The organism is Streptomyces sp. NPDC031479 (assembly GCF_055581065.1).
Map to the genome: position 1 here is coordinate 138,030 of NZ_JBVIKC010000016.1, position 18,528 is coordinate 156,557.

The 18,528-nt window shown below is 75.0% G+C and carries 16 protein-coding genes; 11 read left to right on the forward strand and 5 right to left on the reverse strand.

Going from position 1 to position 18,528, the window contains the following annotated elements:
* Positions 1 to 22 precede the first annotated feature (22 nt).
* The 8 genes from ACZ5D2_RS20010 (at position 23) to ACZ5D2_RS20045 (ending at position 8,333) form a co-directional block, all read left to right on the forward strand.
* Positions 23 to 859, forward strand: a complete 837-nt coding sequence (locus ACZ5D2_RS20010) for an IclR family transcriptional regulator (RefSeq protein ID WP_371679116.1) — start codon at positions 23 to 25, stop codon at positions 857 to 859.
* 161 nt (positions 860 to 1,020) lie between these two features.
* Complete coding sequence (locus ACZ5D2_RS20015; protein WP_371679117.1) at positions 1,021 to 2,004, forward strand: hypothetical protein; 984 nt, start codon at positions 1,021 to 1,023, stop codon at positions 2,002 to 2,004.
* A 207-nt stretch (positions 2,005 to 2,211) separates the two neighbouring features.
* On the forward strand, positions 2,212 to 3,627 hold the full coding sequence (locus ACZ5D2_RS20020; RefSeq protein ID WP_371681315.1) for a sensor histidine kinase: 1,416 nt from the start codon (positions 2,212 to 2,214) through the stop codon (positions 3,625 to 3,627).
* Positions 3,624 to 4,289, forward strand: a complete 666-nt coding sequence (locus ACZ5D2_RS20025; RefSeq protein ID WP_266838377.1) for a response regulator transcription factor — start codon at positions 3,624 to 3,626, stop codon at positions 4,287 to 4,289. Before ACZ5D2_RS20020 ends, ACZ5D2_RS20025 begins: the two co-directional genes overlap by 4 nt.
* Before the next feature lie 62 nt (positions 4,290 to 4,351).
* Positions 4,352 to 5,800 (forward strand): peptidoglycan D,D-transpeptidase FtsI family protein, encoded by a 1,449-nt coding sequence (locus tag ACZ5D2_RS20030; protein WP_371679118.1) that lies wholly within the window; start codon positions 4,352 to 4,354, stop codon positions 5,798 to 5,800.
* A 64-nt stretch (positions 5,801 to 5,864) separates the two neighbouring features.
* Entirely contained in the window at positions 5,865 to 6,356 is a 492-nt protein-coding gene (locus tag ACZ5D2_RS20035) for a GNAT family N-acetyltransferase (protein ID WP_371679119.1), read from the forward strand.
* A gap of 68 nt (positions 6,357 to 6,424) precedes the next feature.
* Positions 6,425 to 7,132, forward strand: coding sequence for a DsbA family oxidoreductase (locus ACZ5D2_RS20040; protein WP_371679120.1), 708 nt, complete (start codon positions 6,425 to 6,427; stop codon positions 7,130 to 7,132).
* A gap of 133 nt (positions 7,133 to 7,265) precedes the next feature.
* The gene (locus tag ACZ5D2_RS20045; protein WP_371679121.1) at positions 7,266 to 8,333 is read left to right on the forward strand and encodes an aminotransferase class V-fold PLP-dependent enzyme; all 1,068 of its coding nucleotides are present in this window, start codon (positions 7,266 to 7,268) and stop codon (positions 8,331 to 8,333) included.
* Positions 8,334 to 8,399: 66 nt separating this feature from the next.
* On the opposite strand, the gene ACZ5D2_RS20050 is transcribed toward ACZ5D2_RS20045, so the two are convergent.
* Entirely contained in the window at positions 8,400 to 9,470 is a 1,071-nt protein-coding gene (locus ACZ5D2_RS20050; protein ID WP_371679122.1) for an aminotransferase class V-fold PLP-dependent enzyme, read from the reverse strand.
* Positions 9,471 to 9,534: 64 nt separating this feature from the next.
* On the opposite strand from ACZ5D2_RS20050, the gene ACZ5D2_RS20055 reads away from it, so the two are divergent.
* On the forward strand, positions 9,535 to 10,629 hold the full coding sequence (locus ACZ5D2_RS20055) for an amidohydrolase family protein (protein ID WP_371679123.1): 1,095 nt from the start codon (positions 9,535 to 9,537) through the stop codon (positions 10,627 to 10,629).
* 307 nt (positions 10,630 to 10,936) lie between these two features.
* Positions 10,937 to 11,854 carry an SCO1860 family LAETG-anchored protein gene (locus ACZ5D2_RS20060; protein WP_371679124.1) on the forward strand — a complete coding sequence of 306 codons (918 nt, stop codon included), beginning with the start codon at positions 10,937 to 10,939 and terminating at the stop codon, positions 11,852 to 11,854.
* A 65-nt stretch (positions 11,855 to 11,919) separates the two neighbouring features.
* On the opposite strand, the gene cobC is transcribed toward ACZ5D2_RS20060, so the two are convergent.
* Positions 11,920 to 13,341: an Rv2231c family pyridoxal phosphate-dependent protein CobC gene (gene cobC, locus ACZ5D2_RS20065; RefSeq protein ID WP_371679125.1), complete on the reverse strand. Its 1,422-nt coding sequence runs from the start codon at positions 13,339 to 13,341 to the stop codon at positions 11,920 to 11,922.
* A 109-nt stretch (positions 13,342 to 13,450) separates the two neighbouring features.
* Between cobC and ACZ5D2_RS20070 the strand changes: the two genes are divergently transcribed.
* Complete coding sequence (locus ACZ5D2_RS20070) at positions 13,451 to 14,176, forward strand: ZIP family metal transporter (RefSeq protein WP_371679127.1); 726 nt, start codon at positions 13,451 to 13,453, stop codon at positions 14,174 to 14,176.
* Positions 14,177 to 14,189: 13 nt separating this feature from the next.
* Here the strand turns inward: ACZ5D2_RS20070 and ACZ5D2_RS20075 are convergent, their stop codons facing one another.
* From ACZ5D2_RS20075 to ACZ5D2_RS20085, 3 genes are read right to left on the reverse strand one after another with little or no spacing between them, the layout of a single operon-like run.
* Entirely contained in the window at positions 14,190 to 15,668 is a 1,479-nt protein-coding gene (locus tag ACZ5D2_RS20075) for a cobyrinate a,c-diamide synthase (protein ID WP_371679128.1), read from the reverse strand.
* Positions 15,662 to 16,261, reverse strand: a complete 600-nt coding sequence (gene cobO, locus ACZ5D2_RS20080; protein WP_371679129.1) for a cob(I)yrinic acid a,c-diamide adenosyltransferase — start codon at positions 16,259 to 16,261, stop codon at positions 15,662 to 15,664. Before cobO ends, ACZ5D2_RS20075 begins: the two co-directional genes overlap by 7 nt.
* Positions 16,261 to 18,369, reverse strand: coding sequence for a putative cobaltochelatase (locus ACZ5D2_RS20085; protein WP_371679130.1), 2,109 nt, complete (start codon positions 18,367 to 18,369; stop codon positions 16,261 to 16,263). The genes cobO and ACZ5D2_RS20085 overlap by 1 nt, the downstream gene beginning before the upstream one ends.
* Positions 18,370 to 18,528: the final 159 nt, after the last annotated feature.

Consider the following 18,528-nt stretch of genomic DNA (forward strand, 5'->3'; position numbering starts at 1 on the left):
CGACCAGAGGGGAAGCAGGCGCATGACGACAGCCGAGACGGGTGAGACTGGCAGGACAGACGTGACGGGGCAGACTGGCGGGACGGCTGAGACGGGGGAGGCGGCCGGGGCGGCGCCCGTGAAGTCGGCGGTGCGCACGGTGCTGCTGCTGGAGCACTTCGCTGCCCGGCCGGGACTGCACAGCCTCGCCGACATCCAGAACGACCTCTCCCTGCCCAAGTCCAGCCTCTACATGCTGCTGCGCACCCTGGTGAACCTGGGCTGGGTGGAGACGGACGCCACCGGCACCCGGTACGGCATCGGCGTACGGGCCCTGCTCGTCGGCAGCTCGTACATCGACGGGGACGAGGTGGTGGCGGCGGCCCGCCCCACCCTGGACCGGCTCTCGGACGACACCACCGAGACCATCCACCTGGCCCGGATGGACGGGACCAGCGTGGTGTACCTCGCGACCCGGCAGTCCCAGCACTACCTGCGGCCCTTCACCCGGGTCGGGCGGCGGCTGCCGGTGCACTCGACCGCGCTCGGCAAGGCGCTGCTGGCCACGCACACCGACGAGGAGGTGCGCAGGCTGCTGCCCCGGCGGCTGGAGGCGGTCACGCAGCACACCATCACCGACCGGGAGCAACTGGTCGAGGAGCTGGCGCTGGTGCGGGAGCAGGGGTACGCGCTGGACCGCGAGGAGAACACCCTCGGGCTGCGCTGCTTCGGGGTGGCCGTGCCGTACCGGACGCCGGCGCGGGACGCGGTGAGCTGCTCGGTGCCGGTGGCGCGGCTGACGCCGGGGCACGAACAGCTGATCAAAGCGGCGCTGTTCGAGGCGCGGGACCGGCTGTCGGTGGTGACGCGGCGGATGTGAGCGGGTCCCCGGGGCGGACGGTTGCCCGGGTGGGGGCGTGCGGGTGGGGCGTGCGGTGGGCGGTGGTGCGCTGCGGACGTGTGGGTTCCTCCCCCGGGTGGGGGAGACGGATCACCTTCGTGGGGGAGGTGGCGGGGCGCCGCGCACGGGACCGTTGGGACATGACCACACGAGCGGCGCAGACAACGGCCCCGACGCGGCCGACGGCTCCCCACCCGGGGGCCGGGCGGCGGATCCTGGCGGGCGCGGCCCTGGCCGCCACCCTGCCGTACCTCACCCTCAAGGCGGCCTGGGTGGCCGGGAGCCATCTCGGCATACCGGAGGACAGCATCCTGCTGAAGCCCGGGCTGTTCTTCACGGTCGCCAACTCCGTGACGCTGGCGATGGACGCCTGCGTGATCCTGCTCGTGCTGGTGCTCACCCGCCCCTGGGGCATGCGGGTGCCGTCCTGGCTGCTGACCCTGCCGGTCTTCGTCGCCACCGGGCTGCTCACCCCGATCGTCCTCGGCTACCCCTCCCAACTCCTCGTCAAGGCCCTGGGCATGGGCGCGGACGAGCGGGTCCGGGCCGCGTCGAAGCCCTTCCTCGAACCCTGGGTGTTCGTGGTCGTCTACAGCGGCTTCATCATCCAGGCGGTCGCCCTGGCCGGACTGTTCGTCCCCTACGCGCGCAAGCGCTGGGGCGGCCTCTGGCAGGGCGCGGCCGGCCGGCGGCTCCCGTCTCCCACGGGGGTGGTGGCGGGAGCCGCGGCGGTGTGCGCCGCGGCCGTGGGCGCGGCGGACCTGTACTGGGCCTTCGGGGGGAGCGCCGGGCTCTCCGCGCACCAGGCCGCGGTGTACTCGGCGGAGACGGGAGTGGTGTCCGCGGCCCACACGGTCTGCGCGTTCGCGGCCGCCGCGGGGGCGCTGCTGCTGGCCCGCGGCGGGAGGGGCCGTGCGGACCTGCGGCTGGCCCTCGCCTGGATCGGCGCGGGCGCGACGTTCAGCTGGGGGACGTGGATGCTGCTCTCGGCCCTGGGGCCGCAGCTCGACTCGGGCGACGGGGCCACCCTGGCGGTCACTCTGACCTACGCTGGCCAGATGATCACCGGGCTGCTCTCGGCCGGAGTCCTCATACGGTTCCTGAGGTCCCGCCGGACCGCCTGAGGCGGCGCGGACGCCCGTGGCCGGGGACGGAGCCCGGGGCCCGGGCCGGTGGCCGAGGGCGGAGCACCGGGGGACGGAGCACCGGGGGACGGGGCGGAGCGGGGCCGTGCGGGGCGGGCGCGAGCGATCGGGGGAGTGGTGAGCGGGTTCGACGGGGAGGGACCGGGACCGGGGCACCCGGAGGCGGTGCGCGGGTGGACGCGGCGGGTGCGGGAGTGGGCGGGGCGGGCGCTGGGAGCGCGGGCCCGGCTGCGGTGGGTGCACCAGATACTCGGCGGGGCTCTGCTGATGCCCTACCTCCTGGTCGCCCAGGTCGGGGTCGGCATGGCAGCCGGCGGGGTCAATGCGATGAACTCCATCGGGCTGACCCTGATCGCCTACGCCGCCGCCCTTCCGCTGGCCGCCGTCACCGGGCTGGTCGGGCTGGTGCGGCCGCTGTCGGTGGCCGCGGTGCGGGCCATGTGCGGGGTGCCGGGGGACACCCTGGCCGAGGGGCAGGCCCGGTCCTGGGCGACCCGGTGGCGGGCCTCCGCCTGGTGGACCCTGCACCTGGGGGTCGGCGCGGTGGTCAGCGGGGTGAGTCTCGCGGCGCCGCCCATGGCGGTCGTGCTGATCGTGCTGCCGCTCTCGGACACCCTGCGCGGATCCCACCTCGGGATGGGCCGGCTCAGTACGACGGCCGGGGCGTTCGTGGCCCCCGTGCTCGGGGTGGGGCTGCTGGCCGGGGTCGTCCTCTGCGCCGCCGGGGCGGGGGCGCAGCTGGCCCGGCTCGCGCCCGTGCTGCTGGGCCCGACCGCGGCGGACCGGCTGGCCGCCGCCGAGGAACGGGCGGCCGACCTCGCCGTGCGCAACCGGCTGGCCCGGGAGCTGCACGACGCGGTGGGACACGCCCTGAGCGCCGTCACCCTCCAGGCGGGCGCGGCCCGGCGGGTGCTCGACAGCGACCCCGGATTCGTCCGGGAGGCGCTCGCCGCGATCGAGGACACGACCCGGCGCACCGTGGGCGAGCTGGACGCCGTGCTCGGCCTGCTGCGCGACGGCGACCCGGCGCGGGCCGACGCGGCGCCCGCCCCGACCCTGGCGGCCGACCTCGACGGGCTGCTGGCCCGCAGCCGGGCGGGCGGCACCGCCATCACCGCCGAGCAGCACCCCGGGCCGGCCGGGGACTGGGCGCAGCTCCCGGCGATCGCCTCGCGCGAGGCGTACCGGATCGTCCAGGAGGGCCTCAGCAACGCCCTGCGCCACGGGGCGGGGCCGGTCGCCCTGCGGATCCGGGTCCACACGTCCGACCGTCACCGTGAACTGGAGATCACCATGACCAACCCGACGGCGCAGTCCCCCACCCCGCGTGCGGGGGAAGAACGGCGCACCACCGGCGGCCGCGGGCTGCGGGGCGCCGCCGAGCGGGCCGCGCTGCTCGGCGGCCGCGTCGAGGCCGGGCCGTACGACGGCGGGTGGCGCCTGAGGGCGTCCCTGCCGCTCGGCCTCACCCCCGACGGGCCGGACGGCGGCTCCCCCGGCGGGTTCGCCGAGAGATCCGTCCGGGGGTCCGCCGGGGAGTCCCCCGACGGGAACGTGGCCGTGGGGCGGGCCGTGGGCCGCCCCCCGGGGGCCCGGCGATGAGCCGGCCGCCGTTGCGCGTGCTGATCGCCGATGACGAGCGGATGGTCCGTACCGCCCTGCGCGTCATCCTCGACGCCGAACCCGATCTGGAGGTCGTCGGGGAGGCCGCCTCCGGAGCCGAGGCCGTCGGGCTGGTCCGTTCACTGGCGCCGGACGTGGTGCTGATGGACGTCCGGATGCCGGAGATCGACGGCATCCGGGCCACCGAGCAGATCCTCGCGACCATGGCCGAACCGCCCCGGATCGTGGTCGTCACCACCTTCGAGAACGACGCCTACGTCTACGACGCGCTGCGTGCGGGCGCCTCCGGGTTCCTGCTGAAGCGGGCCGACGCGGACGAGCTGATCGGCGCGGTCCGACTCGTCGCCCGGGGTGACTCGCTGCTCTTCCCGGCCGCCGTCCGCGCGCTGGCGGCGGCGCACACGGCCGCGGCCGCCGCCGCGGCCCCCGTCTGGGCCTCCCGGCTCACGGAGCGCGAGGCGGACGTCCTGCGCCTGATGGCCTCCGGCCTGTCGAACCACGAGATCAGCGAGCACCTGGGGGTGGGCCCGCAGACCGTCAAGACGCACGTGGCCGGCGTCCTGGCCAAGACCGGCTCCCGCGACCGCACCCAGGCGGTCATCGCCGCCTACGAGGGAGGCTTCATCATGAGGAAAGGCTGAGAACCCCGCCACAATCGGGGCAGAGCGGAACGCACGGGACCGTCCGCGCGTCCTTCAGGGGGATGAACAAGACGATCAGGCGTGCGTCGGTCTTCTGTCTGCTTCTGGTGCTGGCCCTTTTGGTGCGGGTCACCTGGGTGCAGGCATACCAAGGCCAGGCCCTCGCAGACGACAAGAACAACCGGCGCAACCTCATCGGGCAGTACGAGAACCCGTTGGGGAACATCATCGTGGGCGGGCAGGCCATCACCGGCTCCACGAAGACGGGCGGCAAGGACTTCGGGTACAAGAGGACGTACGTCGACGGCCCGCTCTACGCGCCGATCACCGGCTACAGCTCCCAGGCCTACGGCACCACGATGCTGGAGGGCGTCTACAAGAACGTCCTGAACGGCTCCGACAGCCGGCTCAAGACGGTCATGGACACGCTCACCAACAAGCGGGCCGATCCGGGCAACGTCCTGACGACCATCGACAGGGACGTCCAGAAGGCCACCTACGACGCCCTGCAGGGCAAGCAGGGTGCGGCCGTGGCCATGGACCCGGCGACGGGAGAGATCCTCGCCGTCGTCAACAACCCCTCGTACGACCCGGGCCGGATCACCGGAGCCAACGACGCGGAGGCCTGGAAGGAACTGTCGGCCGACCAGGGCAAGGCCATGGAGAACGTGGCGCTGCGCAAGCCGCAGGCCCCCGGTTCCACCTTCAAGCTGGTCACCCTCGCGGCGGCGATCGAGAACGGGCTGGTCACCAACATCGACGCGCCGACCGGCATCGCGGCCCCGTACACGATCCCGGGCACCCGCACGAACCTGCCCAGCGAGGCGGGCGACGCCGCCTGCAACAACGTCTCGGCGCGCACCGCCCTCAAGCTGTCCTGCAACAACGTCTTCGCCGAGCTGGCCTCCCGGCTGGGCCAGGACAAGATGCGCGCGACGGCCGAGAAGCTCGGGTTCAACGTCCAGATCGACACCCCGGTCCGCACCAACCCGGCGAGCAAGTACCCGACGAAGAAGATGTCCGTCGACCAGGTCGCGCAGACGGGTATCGGCCAGTTCGACGTGCAGGCCACGCCGCTCCAGATCTCCATGGTGACCGCCGCCATCGCGAACGGCGGCAAGCTCGTCGCGCCGCACATGGTCTCCGAGGTCACCGACGCCGACGGCAACGTCCTGGAGAGCTTCAAGAACCCGAAGTCGCAGGAGGTCATGAGCGCGAGGACCGCCTCGATGCTCCAGGACGCCATGCGCACGGTGGCCAGCGAAGGCGGCGGCAAGCCCGCCCAGGTGGCGGGCGCCGAGGTGGGCGGCAAGACGGGTACCGCCCAGCGCGGCGTGGACAACAACATCCCGCCGCTCGCCTGGTTCACCTCGTACGGCAAGTCGGGCGGCAAGCAGATCGCCGTGGCCGTGATGATCGAGAACTCGGACACCGACCGTTCCGAGATCGGCGGCGGCAAGCTGGCCGCGCCGATCGCCCAGAAGATGATGGCGGCCTGGCTGAAGAAGTGACGGTCGCACGGGAGAGGACGACGCGCCGGGAACCGAACGGGGTTACCGGCGCGTTCTCCCTCCCATGATCAGGACCGCGCTCCCGACCGACATCGCCGCCATCGCCGCCCTGCACAGCCGGGCGCGCGCCACCTACTACCGGGGCCGCGTCCCGGAGGAGGAGTACAGCGGCGCGGCGGAACTGGCCCGGTCCCGCGAGGGCTGGGCCCGCGCGGTGGGCCGGGCGGAGTCGCAGGGCCGGGTGTTCTGCGCCGAACGGGACGGAGAGGTCACCGGCGTGGCCGCCTACCTCACCGTCGGCGGCGAGACCACCCTCACCCAGCTCCACGTCGACCCCGCCCACTGGCGCCGGGGCACCGGGGCCGCCCTGCACGCCGCCTGCCTCGACGCCTGGCGCCGGGCCGGGATCGAGCGGGTCCGCCTGGAGGTCTACGGGCACAACCTGCGCGCCCAGGCCTTCTACGCCTCCCACGGCTGGCGCCCCGACCCGGCGGACACCCCCTCCGGCACCCACCGCACCCTCTGGCTCCGGGTGCCCCGCGCGTCCGGGGAATGAGACGGGCCGATGGATGGTTGAACCGCAAACCGTTTCATCCCCATCAGAACCCGGAGAAAAGAAGGATCATGCGCGTCGAGATCTGGAGCGACATCGCCTGCCCCTGGTGCTACATCGGCAAGGCCCGTTTCACCAAGGGCCTGGCCGCGTTCGCGCACCGCGACGAGGTGGAGGTCGTCTTCCGGTCCTTCGAGCTCGACCCGGGCGGCGCCAAGGGCGTCACGGCCCCCGTGCTGGAGATGCTGGCCCGCAAGTACGGCCGCACCCTCGACGAGGCGCGCGGCATGGAGGAGCACGTCGCGGCGAGCGCCCGCGCCGAAGGGCTGACGTACCGGACCGAGGGCCGCGACCACGGCAACACCTTCGACATCCACCGGCTGCTGCACCTGGCCGCCGCCCGCGGCCGCCAGGAGGAGCTGCTCGACCTCGCCTACCGGGCCAACTTCGCCGAGGAGCGGTCGGTCTTCGACCCCGAGGTGCTGGTCGCGCTCGCCGTGGAGGCGGGGCTGGACGAGGCGGAGGCCCGGGAGGTCCTCGCCGACGAGTCCGCCTACGCCGACGGGGTCCGTGCGGACGAGCGCGAGGCGGCCGAACTCGGCGCCAACGCCGTGCCGTTCTTCGTGTTCGACCGCCGTTACGGCATCTCCGGCGGCCAGCCGGCCGAGGTGTTCACCCAGGCGCTGGAGCAGGCCTGGGCCGGACGCGAGCCGGTCGGGACGGACGCCGCCGCCGAGGCCTGCGAGCCGGACGGGGCCTGCGCCGTTCCCCAGGCCTGACCCGGCGGGAGGGGCGGGGGCGGGGCTTCCGGTGCGCGGACCCCCGCCCCCTCCTCTTCATAAGTCGACCTTTGGGTTCGCCTGCATAAAAAGGCAATGGACTTTGAGTTGATCCTGGCGCAGAGTTGACGCCATGGACGCCACGGACCTTCCTCTCGCCGACCTGTGCCGCGCCGAGTTCGCGCACTCCACCACCTACCTCAACACGGCCACCAGCGGGATCCTCCCGCGCGCGGCCGTGGCCGAGGTGCGGGCGCTCGCCGAGGCCGCCGGGGCCGGACTGCCCGCCGGATTCGGCGACTTCGAGCGCGTGGACCGGGTCCGGGCGGCCTTCGCCCGCCTGGTCGGCGTCGACGCCGGACGGGTGGCCGTCGGCTCCTCCGTCGCCGCCCACGTCGGAGTGGTCTCGGCCTCCCTGCCGGCCGGCGCCGAAGTCCTGGTGCCCGAGGGCGACTTCGCCTCCGTCATGAACCCCTTCGTGGTGCGCGGCGACCTCAAGGTCCGCTTCGCGCCCTTGGAGTCCCTCGCCGAAGCCGTGGACGCGGGCACCGAGCTGGTCGCGCTGAGCGCCGTCCAGTCCGCCGACGGGCGCACCGCCGACCTCGCCGCGATCCGCGCGGCGGCCGCCGCGCACGGCGCACGGATGCTCGTCGACGCGACCCATGCCGCGGGCTGGCTGCCCTTCGACGCCTCGCCCTACGCGTACACGGTCACCGCCGGGTACAAGTGGCTGCTGGGCGGCCGGGGAGCCTCGTACCTCACGGTCTCCGAGGAGGCCCAGCCCGGCCTGGTCCCGCTGCACGCGGGCTGGGTGGCCGCCGAGTCGATGTGGGACGCCACCTACGGCCCGATGCGCCGACTCGCCCGGGACGCGCGCCGGTTCGACGAGTCCCCCGCCTTCCTCGCCTACCACGCCGCCGAGCCCTCGCTCGCGCTGCTGGAGCGGGTCGGCATCGAGGCCGTGCACGCGCACGACACCGCGCTGGCCGCCCGGTACCGGGCCGGACTCGCCCGCCTCGGCCACGAACCCGTGCCGGGCGAGGCCCCGATCGTCTCCGTCCCGGGCCTCGCCGGCCACCAGGCGCGGCTCCTCGAAGCCGGGGTGTCCACCGCGGCCCGGGCCGGAGCGCTGCGGGCCTCGTTCCACCTGTACAACACGGAAGCGGACGTCGACCGGCTGCTGGACGTGCTGGCCGGCTGACCCCGCCACCCCGACCCCGCCGCCCAGACCCCGCCCCGGGGCTCCGCCTCCGAGGCCCCCGAGTCCCTACCGCCAGGCCGCCGTCGCCGCCGCCAGCGCCGGGGCGGGGTCCGCGGACAGTGCCGAGGCCAGGGCGTTCAGCGCGGCCGCGACCCCTTCGGGCGAGGCCGCGGGGCCGTAGTGGTTGACCCGGACCATCTCCTGGGCCAGGGCCCCGCCGCCCGCCGCGAGCGGGGCCGACGGGTCAGCCGACAGGGCCTTCGCCACCACCAGGGCGGCCTCCGCGACCCGCAGCGTCGTCGCCACCGGCGCCGCCTGCGCCGGGTCCGCGACCCACGGGGCGATGCCGAGTGCCGCCGCGCCCGCCCGGGTGGCGCGGGCGGCGGCTCGGTGGCGGGCCGGCACCCCGTCCGGGCCCTCGGCCGAGATCCGGTCCAGGCAGGCCTCCAGCGCCAGCATCTCCAGCTGCGCGGGCGCGTGCAGCAGGGCCTTGCGCCCACCGTCGATCCAGCGCTCCTTCCAGTCGAGGAGGGAGAGGTAGGAGCGGCGCGGCGCCGCCGGGTTCTGCGCGAACCGGTCCCACGCGCGGTCCGACACCGACACCGCCGAGACCCCCGCCGGGCCGCCCATCGCCTTCTGGGCGCCGATCACGCACAGGTCCACGCCCCACGCGTCCGGCAGCAGCGGCTCGGCGCCCACCGAGGCCACCGCGTCCAGCATGAACAGCGCCCCGTGGGCCCGTACCGCCTCACCGATCTCCGCCACCGGGTTGGTGTTGCCGGTGGCCGCCTCGGCGTGCACCAGTGAGACGAAGTCGATCTCCGGGTGCGCGGCCAGGGCGCGCGCCACCTGCTCGCCGGTGACCGCCGTGTCGAAGGGCACGGCCAGGTCCACCACGCGGGCCCCGGCGTCGCGCAGCCAGTTGCCGAAGGTGGTCCCGTAGGGCCCGGTGACGATGTTCAGCGCCGTCGAACCGGGCCGCGCGCCCGAGCGGATGCAGCCCTCCAGCGGCAGCAGCGCCTCGCCCTGGGTGATCACCACGTCCTGCCGGGTGCCGAGGAGTGCGGCCACTGCCCGCTCGATCGTCGCGAAGCGCTCGGGGGTCAGCGGCGGAAGGTCCAGGAGGGGGTGGGTCACGGCGGTGCTCTCTTCGTCCGGGGTTACCGGGTGAGCGTACCCAGCACGCGCGTAGGGTGCCGACATGAGTGATCAGAGCGGTGTGCTCCATGTGAAGGGACGGGTCCTGGTCGGGCCCCACGAGGTGCGCGACGAGCTGTGGATCGTCGGCGGCCGGATCTCCTGGGAGCGGCCGCGCGCCGCCCGCGAGATCACCACCGTCACCGGCTGGGCCCTGCCCGGTCTGGTCGACGCGCACTGCCACGTGGGCCTGGACGCCCACGGTCCGGTCGACGCGGAGACCGCCGAGGAACAGGCCCTGACCGACCGGGACGCGGGCACCCTCCTGATCCGCGACGCCGGTTCCCCCTCCGACACGCGCTGGATCGACGACCGCGCCGACCTTCCGAAGATCATCCGCGCGGGCCGGCACATCGCCCGGACCCGCCGCTACATCCGCAACTACGCCCACGAGATCGAGCCCGCCGACCTGGTCGAGTACGTCGGCCGCGAGGCGCTGCGCGGCGACGGCTGGGTGAAGCTGGTCGGCGACTGGATCGACCGCGACGCCGGCGACCTGACGGCGTGCTGGCCGCGCGCCGAGGTCGAGGCTGCCATCGCCGAGGCCCACCGGCTCGGCGCCCGGGTCACGGCGCACTGCTTCGCCGAGGACTCGCTGCGCGACCTCGTCGAGGCGGGCATCGACTGCGTGGAGCACGCCACGGGCCTCACCGAGGACACCATCCCGCTGTTCGCGGAGCGCGGCGTGGCGATCGTGCCGACCCTGGTGAACATCGCGACGTTCCCGAAGCTGGCGGCGGGCGGCGAGACGAAGTTCCCCCGCTGGTCGGCGCACATGCGCAGGCTGCACGAGCGGCGCTACGACACGGTGCGGGCGGCCTGGGACGCGGGCGTGCCGGTGTACGTCGGCACCGACGCGGGGGGTTCCCTGCCGCACGGGCTGGTCGCCGCCGAGGTCGCGGAGCTCGTCAAGGCCGGGATTCCGGCCCTGGACGCCCTCTCGGCGACGGCCTGGGCGGCCCGCGAGTGGCTCGGGCGGCCGGGCCTGACCGAAGGGGCGCCGGCCGACCTCGTGGTGTACGCGTCCGACCCGCGGGCCGACGTGCGGGCCCTGGCCCGGCCGGAGCGCGTGATCGTGAACGGCGAGGTCCGCGCCTAGCACCGCACCCGGACGCCGGCGGACGCTTGTTGACGGGGCGTGACGTCCGCGCCCCGTCGGTCGTTCATGATGCCCGGTCCGCAGTCCGGCAGCCGCCGCGGTGGGGCGGGAGGGAACGCGCGTGCCGAATGGGGCGCCACAAATCGAATACGTGCATGGAAACCACCCGTTGGGGTGAACTCACGCCAGGTGCCTGCCCGTTCACTCACAGTGCGTAAAGATTTCGAGCGTCGAAGCCGTCGGCGCGCGCAATGTCCCCCATTGGCGGCGCCGCGACGGCGCCCATCTCCCTGGGGGTTCCACCATCTTGAACAGCAACACCTTCCGCCTGCCCGCGGCCGTTCTGCTCGCCACGGGCACGGTGGCCCTGCTCTGCGCGCCGCCCGCCCTCGCCACGGGCGGCCCCGGCGGCGGTACGGGTACGGGCAGTTCCGGCGCCGTCGTCCTGCGGGCCGGACTGGACGTCGGCCTGCTCAACAAGTCCGTGCACGTACCGCTGAAGGCCACCCTCAACGAGGTCAGCGCCCCCGCCACCGCCGAGAAGACCGCCCTGACCGTCACCCTCGACGGAGCCGAACAGGGGCAGCCGGTGAGCGTCCTGAAGGCGGAGGCCGCGACCGCCAAGGCCACCGCCGACCAGAGCCGCGCCCAGGCGGAGGCGAACCTCGCCCACGCCAGGGTGCACGTCCCCGGACTGCCGGCGCTCTCCCTCATCGAGGTGGAGAAGGTCACCTCCAAGGCCGTCTGCGAGGCGGGCAAGAAGCCGGTCGCGAGCTCGAACGTCCTCGGTTCCGTCACCGCGCTCGGAAAGAAGGTCACCCTGACGGCGGGCGGTCCCAGCAAGGTCGAGGTCCCGGGTGTGGGCCTCGTCAGCCTGGAGCTGTTCGGAACGCAGACCACCTCCACCACCGCCGCCGCGTCCGCGCTCCGGCTGAAGGTGTCCGTGAACCCGCTGAACCTGAACGTGGCCGAGGTCGACGGCGAGGTCGTGCTCGCCGAGGCGCACTGCACCGCCCCCGAGGGCCCCGCCCCCTCGACGGGCCCGTCGGCGAAGCCCGACATCAAGGCGCAGGCCGCCACCGGACCGGGCACGGCCGTCACCCACGCCGACCTCGCCGAGACCGGAGCCGCTTCCGTGCCCCCGTACGTCGCGGGCGGCGCGCTGCTCCTCCTCGGCATCGGCGCGGGCGCGCTCGTCGTGACCCGGCGCGGCAGGGCCTCGTAGCGTCCGCGGCCGCGCCGCCCGGCGGGTGGCGCGCTCCCCGGGCCCGGCCGGCCGCGCCCCCGGTGCTACCGGGCGGCCAGCGCCAGGGCGTGGTCCAGGGCCTGGAGGAGCCGGCCCGTCGTCGCGCGGTCCCGGACCGCCAGGCGCAGCCAGGAGGCGTCCAGACCCGGGAAGGTGTCGCCGCGGCGGACCGCGAAGCCGAGGGCGCGCAGCCGGGTGCGGACCTCCGCCGCCCCCGCCACCCGGATCAGCACGAACGGTCCCTCCGCGACGCCGGCCACCGAGATCTCCTCGAACTCCGCGAGCCCGGCCAGCAGGTGCGCCCGGTCCACCGCGATCCGCCGGGCCGCCTCCTCCGCCTCGGCCAGCGCCTCCGGAGCCACACAGGCCTCGGCCGCCACCAGCGCAGGCGTCGACACCGGCCACAGCGGCTGCGCGGCCGCCAGCTTCGCGATCACCTCCGGCTCCGCCAGCACGTAGCCGATCCGCAGTCCGGCCAGCCCCCACGTCTTGGTGAGGCTCCGGAGCACCACCAGCCCCGGCACGTCCATCCGCCCCGCCAGGGCCTCCCGTTCGCCCGGGACGGCGTCCATGAAGGCCTCGTCCACCACCAGGGTCCGTCCCGGCCGGGCCAGCGCCGCCAGCCCCGCCGCCGGGTGCAGCACGGAGGTGGGGTTGGTGGGGTTCCCGACGACCACCAGGTCGGCGTCCTCCGGCACCGCCGCCGGGTCCAGCCGGAACCCGTCCGCCGCGCGCAGCACCACCCGTTCCACCCGGTGCCCGGCGTCCCGCAGGGCCGCCTCCGGCTCGGTGAACTGCGGGTGCACCACCACCGGCCGTACGGCGCCCAGGGCCCGCGCGATCAGGACGAACGCCTCCGCCGCCCCCGCCGTCAGCAGCACCCGCTCCACCGGCAGCCCGTGCCGGGCCGCCACCGCCGCCCGCGCGGTCCGGCCGTCCGGGTACGCGGCCAGTGAGCCGAGGCTGTCCGCGATCCGGCGCCTCAGCCACTCCGGCGGGGTGTCCGCCCGCACGTTGACCGCCAGGTCCACCAGGGCGCCGCCCGCGTCCACCACCTCCGCGTCCCCGTGGTGGCGCAGGTCGTGCTCCTGCACGGTGGCCACCGCACAGGTCGCCGCCACCGACCGGCGCTTGGGCACCAGGAGTTCCCCGCCGCCCGCCAGCGCCGCCGCCTCCGCCACCGACGCCGTCCCGGTGGCCTCGCGCACGGCCCCGGAGGGATGCGGTACGGAGATCCGCGCGAGCTCCTCGGCGGGATAGCCGACCAGAGGCACACCGAAACGTTCCGCCGCCCCGGCGATCCCCGCCTCCAGGGTCTTGGACTCCACCGTGGCCAGCGCCGTCACCGCCCCCGTGGACAGCCCGGCGCCCCGCAGCGTCTCCTCGACGAGCGCGCAGACCTCCGCCACGGAGACCCCCGCCCGTCCGCCGACCCCGACCACCAGCTTGGTCACGTACTCGCCCACCGGGGTCCTCCCCTCGTAGTCACTTGCGTCTGTCTGTCGTCAACACGGTGTCGCCCGCCACCCGCGCGCGGAAGTGCGCGCCCGGCCGACAGTCGGTATTCAGGGGCACATGGCGGTGATCGTGGCGTTGGGCGCGTTCCTGATGACGCTGGCGGGCGGATGGACGGCGCAACGCGTCACCGACCGCCGCCACCTCGTGCTGGGCCTGGCCGGCGGGCTGATGCTCGGCGTGGTGGGCCTCGACCTGCTCCCCGAGGCGATCCACGCCGCCGGCGACGAGCTCTTCGGCGTCCCGCTCGCCCTGCTGCTCTTCGTGGGCGGGTTCCTCATCGCCCACGTGGTGGAGCGGGTACTGGCGGTCCGCCAGGCGTCGCACGGCGCCGAGAACGGCGGCCGGGTCCCCCAGGTCGGGCTCACGGCCGCCGCCGCCATGGTCGGCCACAGCCTCGCCGACGGGGTGGCGCTGGGCGCCGCCTTCCAGGTCGGCGGGGGGATGGGCCTCGCCGTGGCACTGGCCGTCCTCACGCACGACTTCGCCGACGGCTTCAACACGTACACCCTCACCACCCTCTACGGGAACGACCGGGGCAAGGCCCTGAAGATGCTCTTCGCGGACGCGGCGGCACCGGTCGTGGGCGCCGCGTCCACTCTGCTGTTCACCCTTCCGGAGGAACCCCTCGGGGCCTACCTCGGCTTCTTCGCGGGTGTCCTGCTGTACCTCGCCGCGGCCGAGATCCTGCCCGAGGCGCACCACGAACACCCCGCCCTCTCCACCCTGATGTGCACGCTGGGCGGAGTGGCCGGGATCTGGCTCGTGGTCGGCGTCGCGGACTGACCTCACCCGCGGATCACCCGCCGTCCCGGGCGCCCCCGACGGCCCCGGACTCCGCGGCGGCCCGTGCCGCCGCCGTGAAGCGGGCGGCCACGGAAGGCCGCGCCGCCCAGTGGGTGTGCAGGTAGCTGGCGTGCACCCCGCCCCGCACGAAGCCCTCGACCCGCCGCTCCGGATGAGTGAACCCCCAGGCCGGCGTGGTGCCGGCGCCCGGCTCGATCACCGTCCGGTGGAACTCGTGGCCGCGCAGCCGCGTCCCGTTGGCGGCGAGCGAGCTGTCCGCCACCGCCACCGCCTCCCGGTACCCGAGCGTGAGCCGCTCCGACATCCGCGCGTCGGCGTCGAGCACCCCGCACATCGGCTTCCCGTCCAGCGAACCGGCCAGGTAGAGCAACCCGGCGCACTCGGCCGCCACCGGCCCGCCGGCCGCCGCGAAGGCGGCCACGGCCGCCCGCAGCGGCTCGTTCGCGGACAGCTCGGGCGCGTACACCTCGGGGAACCCGCCCCCGATCACCAGGCCGGACGTCCCGTCCGGGAGCGCCTCGTCCCGCAGCGGGTCGAAGGCGACCACCTCCGCCCCGGCGGCCGTGAGCAGCTCCGCGTGCTCGGCGTAGGAGAAGGTGAAGGCGGGCCCGCCGGCGACGGCCACCACCGGTCGCGGCCCGGTCGGCCCGGCCGGTGCGGGGGACGCGGGAGACCCGGCGGGCGATCCGGACGGCGCCGCCGGCCGGGACCCCTCCGCCACCCCGGCCAGCGCCTCCCGGGGCGACCACACCGCGCAGTCCAGCGGCGGCGCCGTACGGGCCAGCGCCAGCAGGGCCTCCAGGTCGCAGCCGGCCCGCACCTGCTCGGCCAGGGCCGCCACGGCGGCCACCGCGTCGGCCCGCCGCTCCGCCACCGGGACCAGCCCCAGGTGCCGCGACGGGGTCGCCACCTGCGGAGCCCGCCGCAGCACGCCGAGGACCGGCATCCCGGCCTCCTCCAGCGCCTCGCGCAGCATGACCTCGTGCCGGTCGGAGCCCACCTTGTTCAGGATCACCCCGCCGAGCCGCACCCGCGGGTCGAAGGAGGCGAAGCCGTGCACCAGCGCCGCCACCGACCGGGACTGCGAGGAGGCGTCCACCACGAGCACCACCGGCGCCCGCAGCAGCTTCGCGACCTGCGCCGTGGAGGCCAGCTCGCCCCGGCCCGCGGCCCCGTCGTAGAGCCCCATCACGCCCTCGACCACGGCGAGGTCGCACCCGGCGGAGCCGTGCGCGAACAGCGGGGCCACCAGTTCCGGACCGCACATGAAGGCGTCCAGGTTCCGGCCGGGCCGGCCCGTGGCGAGCGCGTGGTAGCCGGGGTCGATGTAGTCGGGCCCGGCCTTGTGCGGGGACACGGCGAGGCCGCGCTCCGCGAAGGCCGCCATCAGGCCCGTCGCCACGGTGGTCTTGCCGCTGCCGGAGGACGGCGCGGCGATCACCAGCCGGGGCACGTTCACGGACGTCACCACTCGATGCCCTTCTGGCCCTTCTGGCCCGCGTCCATCGGGTGCTTGACCTTGGTCATCTCCGTGACCAGGTCCGCGAACTCCAGCAGCTCCCGAGGTGCGTTGCGGCCCGTGATGACCACGTGCTGGGTGCCGGGACGGTTGCGCAGCACCTCGATGACCTCGTTCACGTCGATCCAGCCCCAGTGCATCGGGTACGCGAACTCGTCGAGCACGTACAGGCGGTGCGTCTCGGCGGCCAGGTCGCGCTTGACCTGCTCCCAGCCCTCCTTCGCCGCCTGCTCGTTGTCGAGCTGCGCGTCGCGCTGGACCCAGGACCAGCCCTCGCCCATCTTGTGCCAGACGACCGGGCCGCCCTCGCCGGAAGCGCCCAGCACCTTCAGCGCGTTCTCCTCGCCGACCTTCCACTTCGCCGACTTGACGAACTGGAACACCCCGATCGACCAGCCCTGGTTCCAGGCGCGCAGCGCCAGCCCGAAGGCGGCCGTCGACTTGCCCTTGCCCGGGCCGGTGTGGACGAAGACGAGCGGACGGTTGCGGCGCTGACGCGTCGTGAGTCCGTCGTCGGGAACGACGGACGGCTGTCCCTGCGGCATTACGCGGCCCTCCTGGAGGCGCTGTGGGGTGATGCGGTCGATGTCACCGCGGTACGTACGTTCTTCACGAGCCCGGCCAGCGAGTCGGCCCGCAGCCCGTCGAGGGTCACGGCCGGCGCCCCCAGATCGGCGGCGAGCGACCCGGCCAGTCCCAGCCGGACCGGCCCGGACTCGCAGTCCACGACCACCGAGGCGATCCCCTCGGCGGCCAGCAGCCGGGCGCTGCGGCCCGACAGCTCACGCGGCGTGCCGCCCGCCCGGCCGCCCGGCACACCGGCCGAGGTGGCCCGTCCGTCGGTCACGACCACGAGCAGCGGGCGCCGCGACGGGTCCCGCAGGCGTTCGACGCGCAGCACCTCGTGGGCCTTGAGCAGCCCGGCGGCGAGCGGGGTGCGCCCGCCGGTCGGCAGCCGTTCCAGACGGACGGCCGCGGCGTCCACCGACGAGGTGGGCGGCAGCGCCAGTTCGGCCCCGGACCCGCGGAAGGTGATCAGGCCGACCTTGTCGCGGCGCTGGTAGGCGTCGAGGAGCAGCGACATGACGGCGCCCTTGACGGCGCTCATCCGCTGCCGGGCGGCCATCGACCCGGAGGCGTCGACCACGAACAGCACGAGGTTGCCCTCGCGGCCCTCGCGGGTGGCCTGGCGCAGGTCGTCCTTGCGGATGACCAGCCCGCGCCCGTCGCGCCCGCGTGCCTTCTGGTGCGGGGCGGCGGCGTGGACGGTGGCCGCCAGGTGCAGCTTCGTCAGGTGGCCGCGGGGGCGCTGGGAGCCGGTGGTGCGGCCGTGGGCGGTGCGGGCGCGGGACCGCCGCCCCGCGGCTCCCTCGCCGAGACCGGGCACGCTGAGCACCTTGGTGCGGAACGGCTCGGCGGCCCCCACGGGGGCCTGCTCGGCGGCGCCGGAGCCCTGGGGGGAGGGCTGCGGGGCGTCCTCGCGGGCGGTGTCGGGGGCGTCCGGGGCGGCCTCGGGGGAGTCCTGGGCGGGGGGCCCGTCGTGCTGCGGGGGGACCCCGCCGCCGTCCCCGTCCGGGCCGCCGTCGCCGTCGCCGTCCGGGCCCTGGGGCTCCGGGTCGGGCTCGGGCTCCGGCTCCTCGTCCGGGAAGCCGTCCAGGATCCGGTCCAGCATCTCCTCGTCCAGACCCGGCGCGTCGAACGGATTGCGGCGCCTGCGGTGGGGGAGCGCCAGCAGCGCGGCCTGCCGCACGTCTTCCTTCCGCACCTCGGTCCGCCCGGCCCAGGCGGCCAGCGCGGTCGCGGTCCGGGCCATCACGATGTCGGCCCGCATGCCGTCGACCTCGAAGCCGGCGCAGGTGGCGGCGATCTGGAGCAGCGAGGTGTCACCCAGCACCACCTGCGGCAGCAGGGCCCGGGCGGCCACGACCCGGGCGCGCACCTCCCGCTCGTCCACGGACCAGCGGGCCGCGAAGCCCGCGGGATCGTCCTCGTAGGCCAGCCGGCGGCGGACCACCTCGACGCGCTGGGCGGGCTCGCGGGAGGCCGCCACCTCGACGGTCAGCCCGAACCGGTCCAGCAACTGCGGCCGCAGTTCGCCCTCCTCGGGGTTCATCGTGCCGACGAGGAGGAAGCGGGCCGCGTGGCGCACCGAGACGCCCTCGCGCTCCACGTAGGAGGCGCCCATCGCCGCGGCGTCGAGCAGGACGTCCACCAAGTGGTCGTGGAGCAGGTTCACTTCGTCGACGTACAGGATCCCGCGGTGCGCGTCGGCCAGCAGCCCCGGCTCGAAGGCCTTCACCCCCTCGGCCAGCGCCCGCTCGATGTCGAGGGCGCCGACGAGGCGGTCCTCGGAGGCGCCGACGGGCAGCTCCACCATGCGGGCGGGACGGGCCGTGCCCGCGCCCGCCTCGTGCGGCCCGTCCGGGCAGCCCGGGTCCGGAGCGGCGGGCGCGCACGAGAAGCGGCAGCCGGGAACGACGTCCACCTGCGGCAGCAGCGCGGACAGAGCGCGGACGGCGGTGGACTTGGCGGTCCCCTTCTCGCCGCGCACGAGCACGCCGCCGACCGCCGGGCTCACGGCGTTGAGGAGGAGGGCCAGCCGCAGGTCGTCCTGCCCGACCACGGCCGAGAAGGGGAAATGGGGACTGCTCATGAGACGGTCGCTCCTTCGAGTGGCTCGTGCCGACGCACGGGCCGACGTGCTCCGATCGTGCAGGGGTCGCCGAGTGCTCCCCGCCCGCGCGGGGATGGTCCCGGGAGGGTCGTGCCCATGCGGTGCGCGCTCCTGGTGGTCCCCGCGCACGCGGCCCGC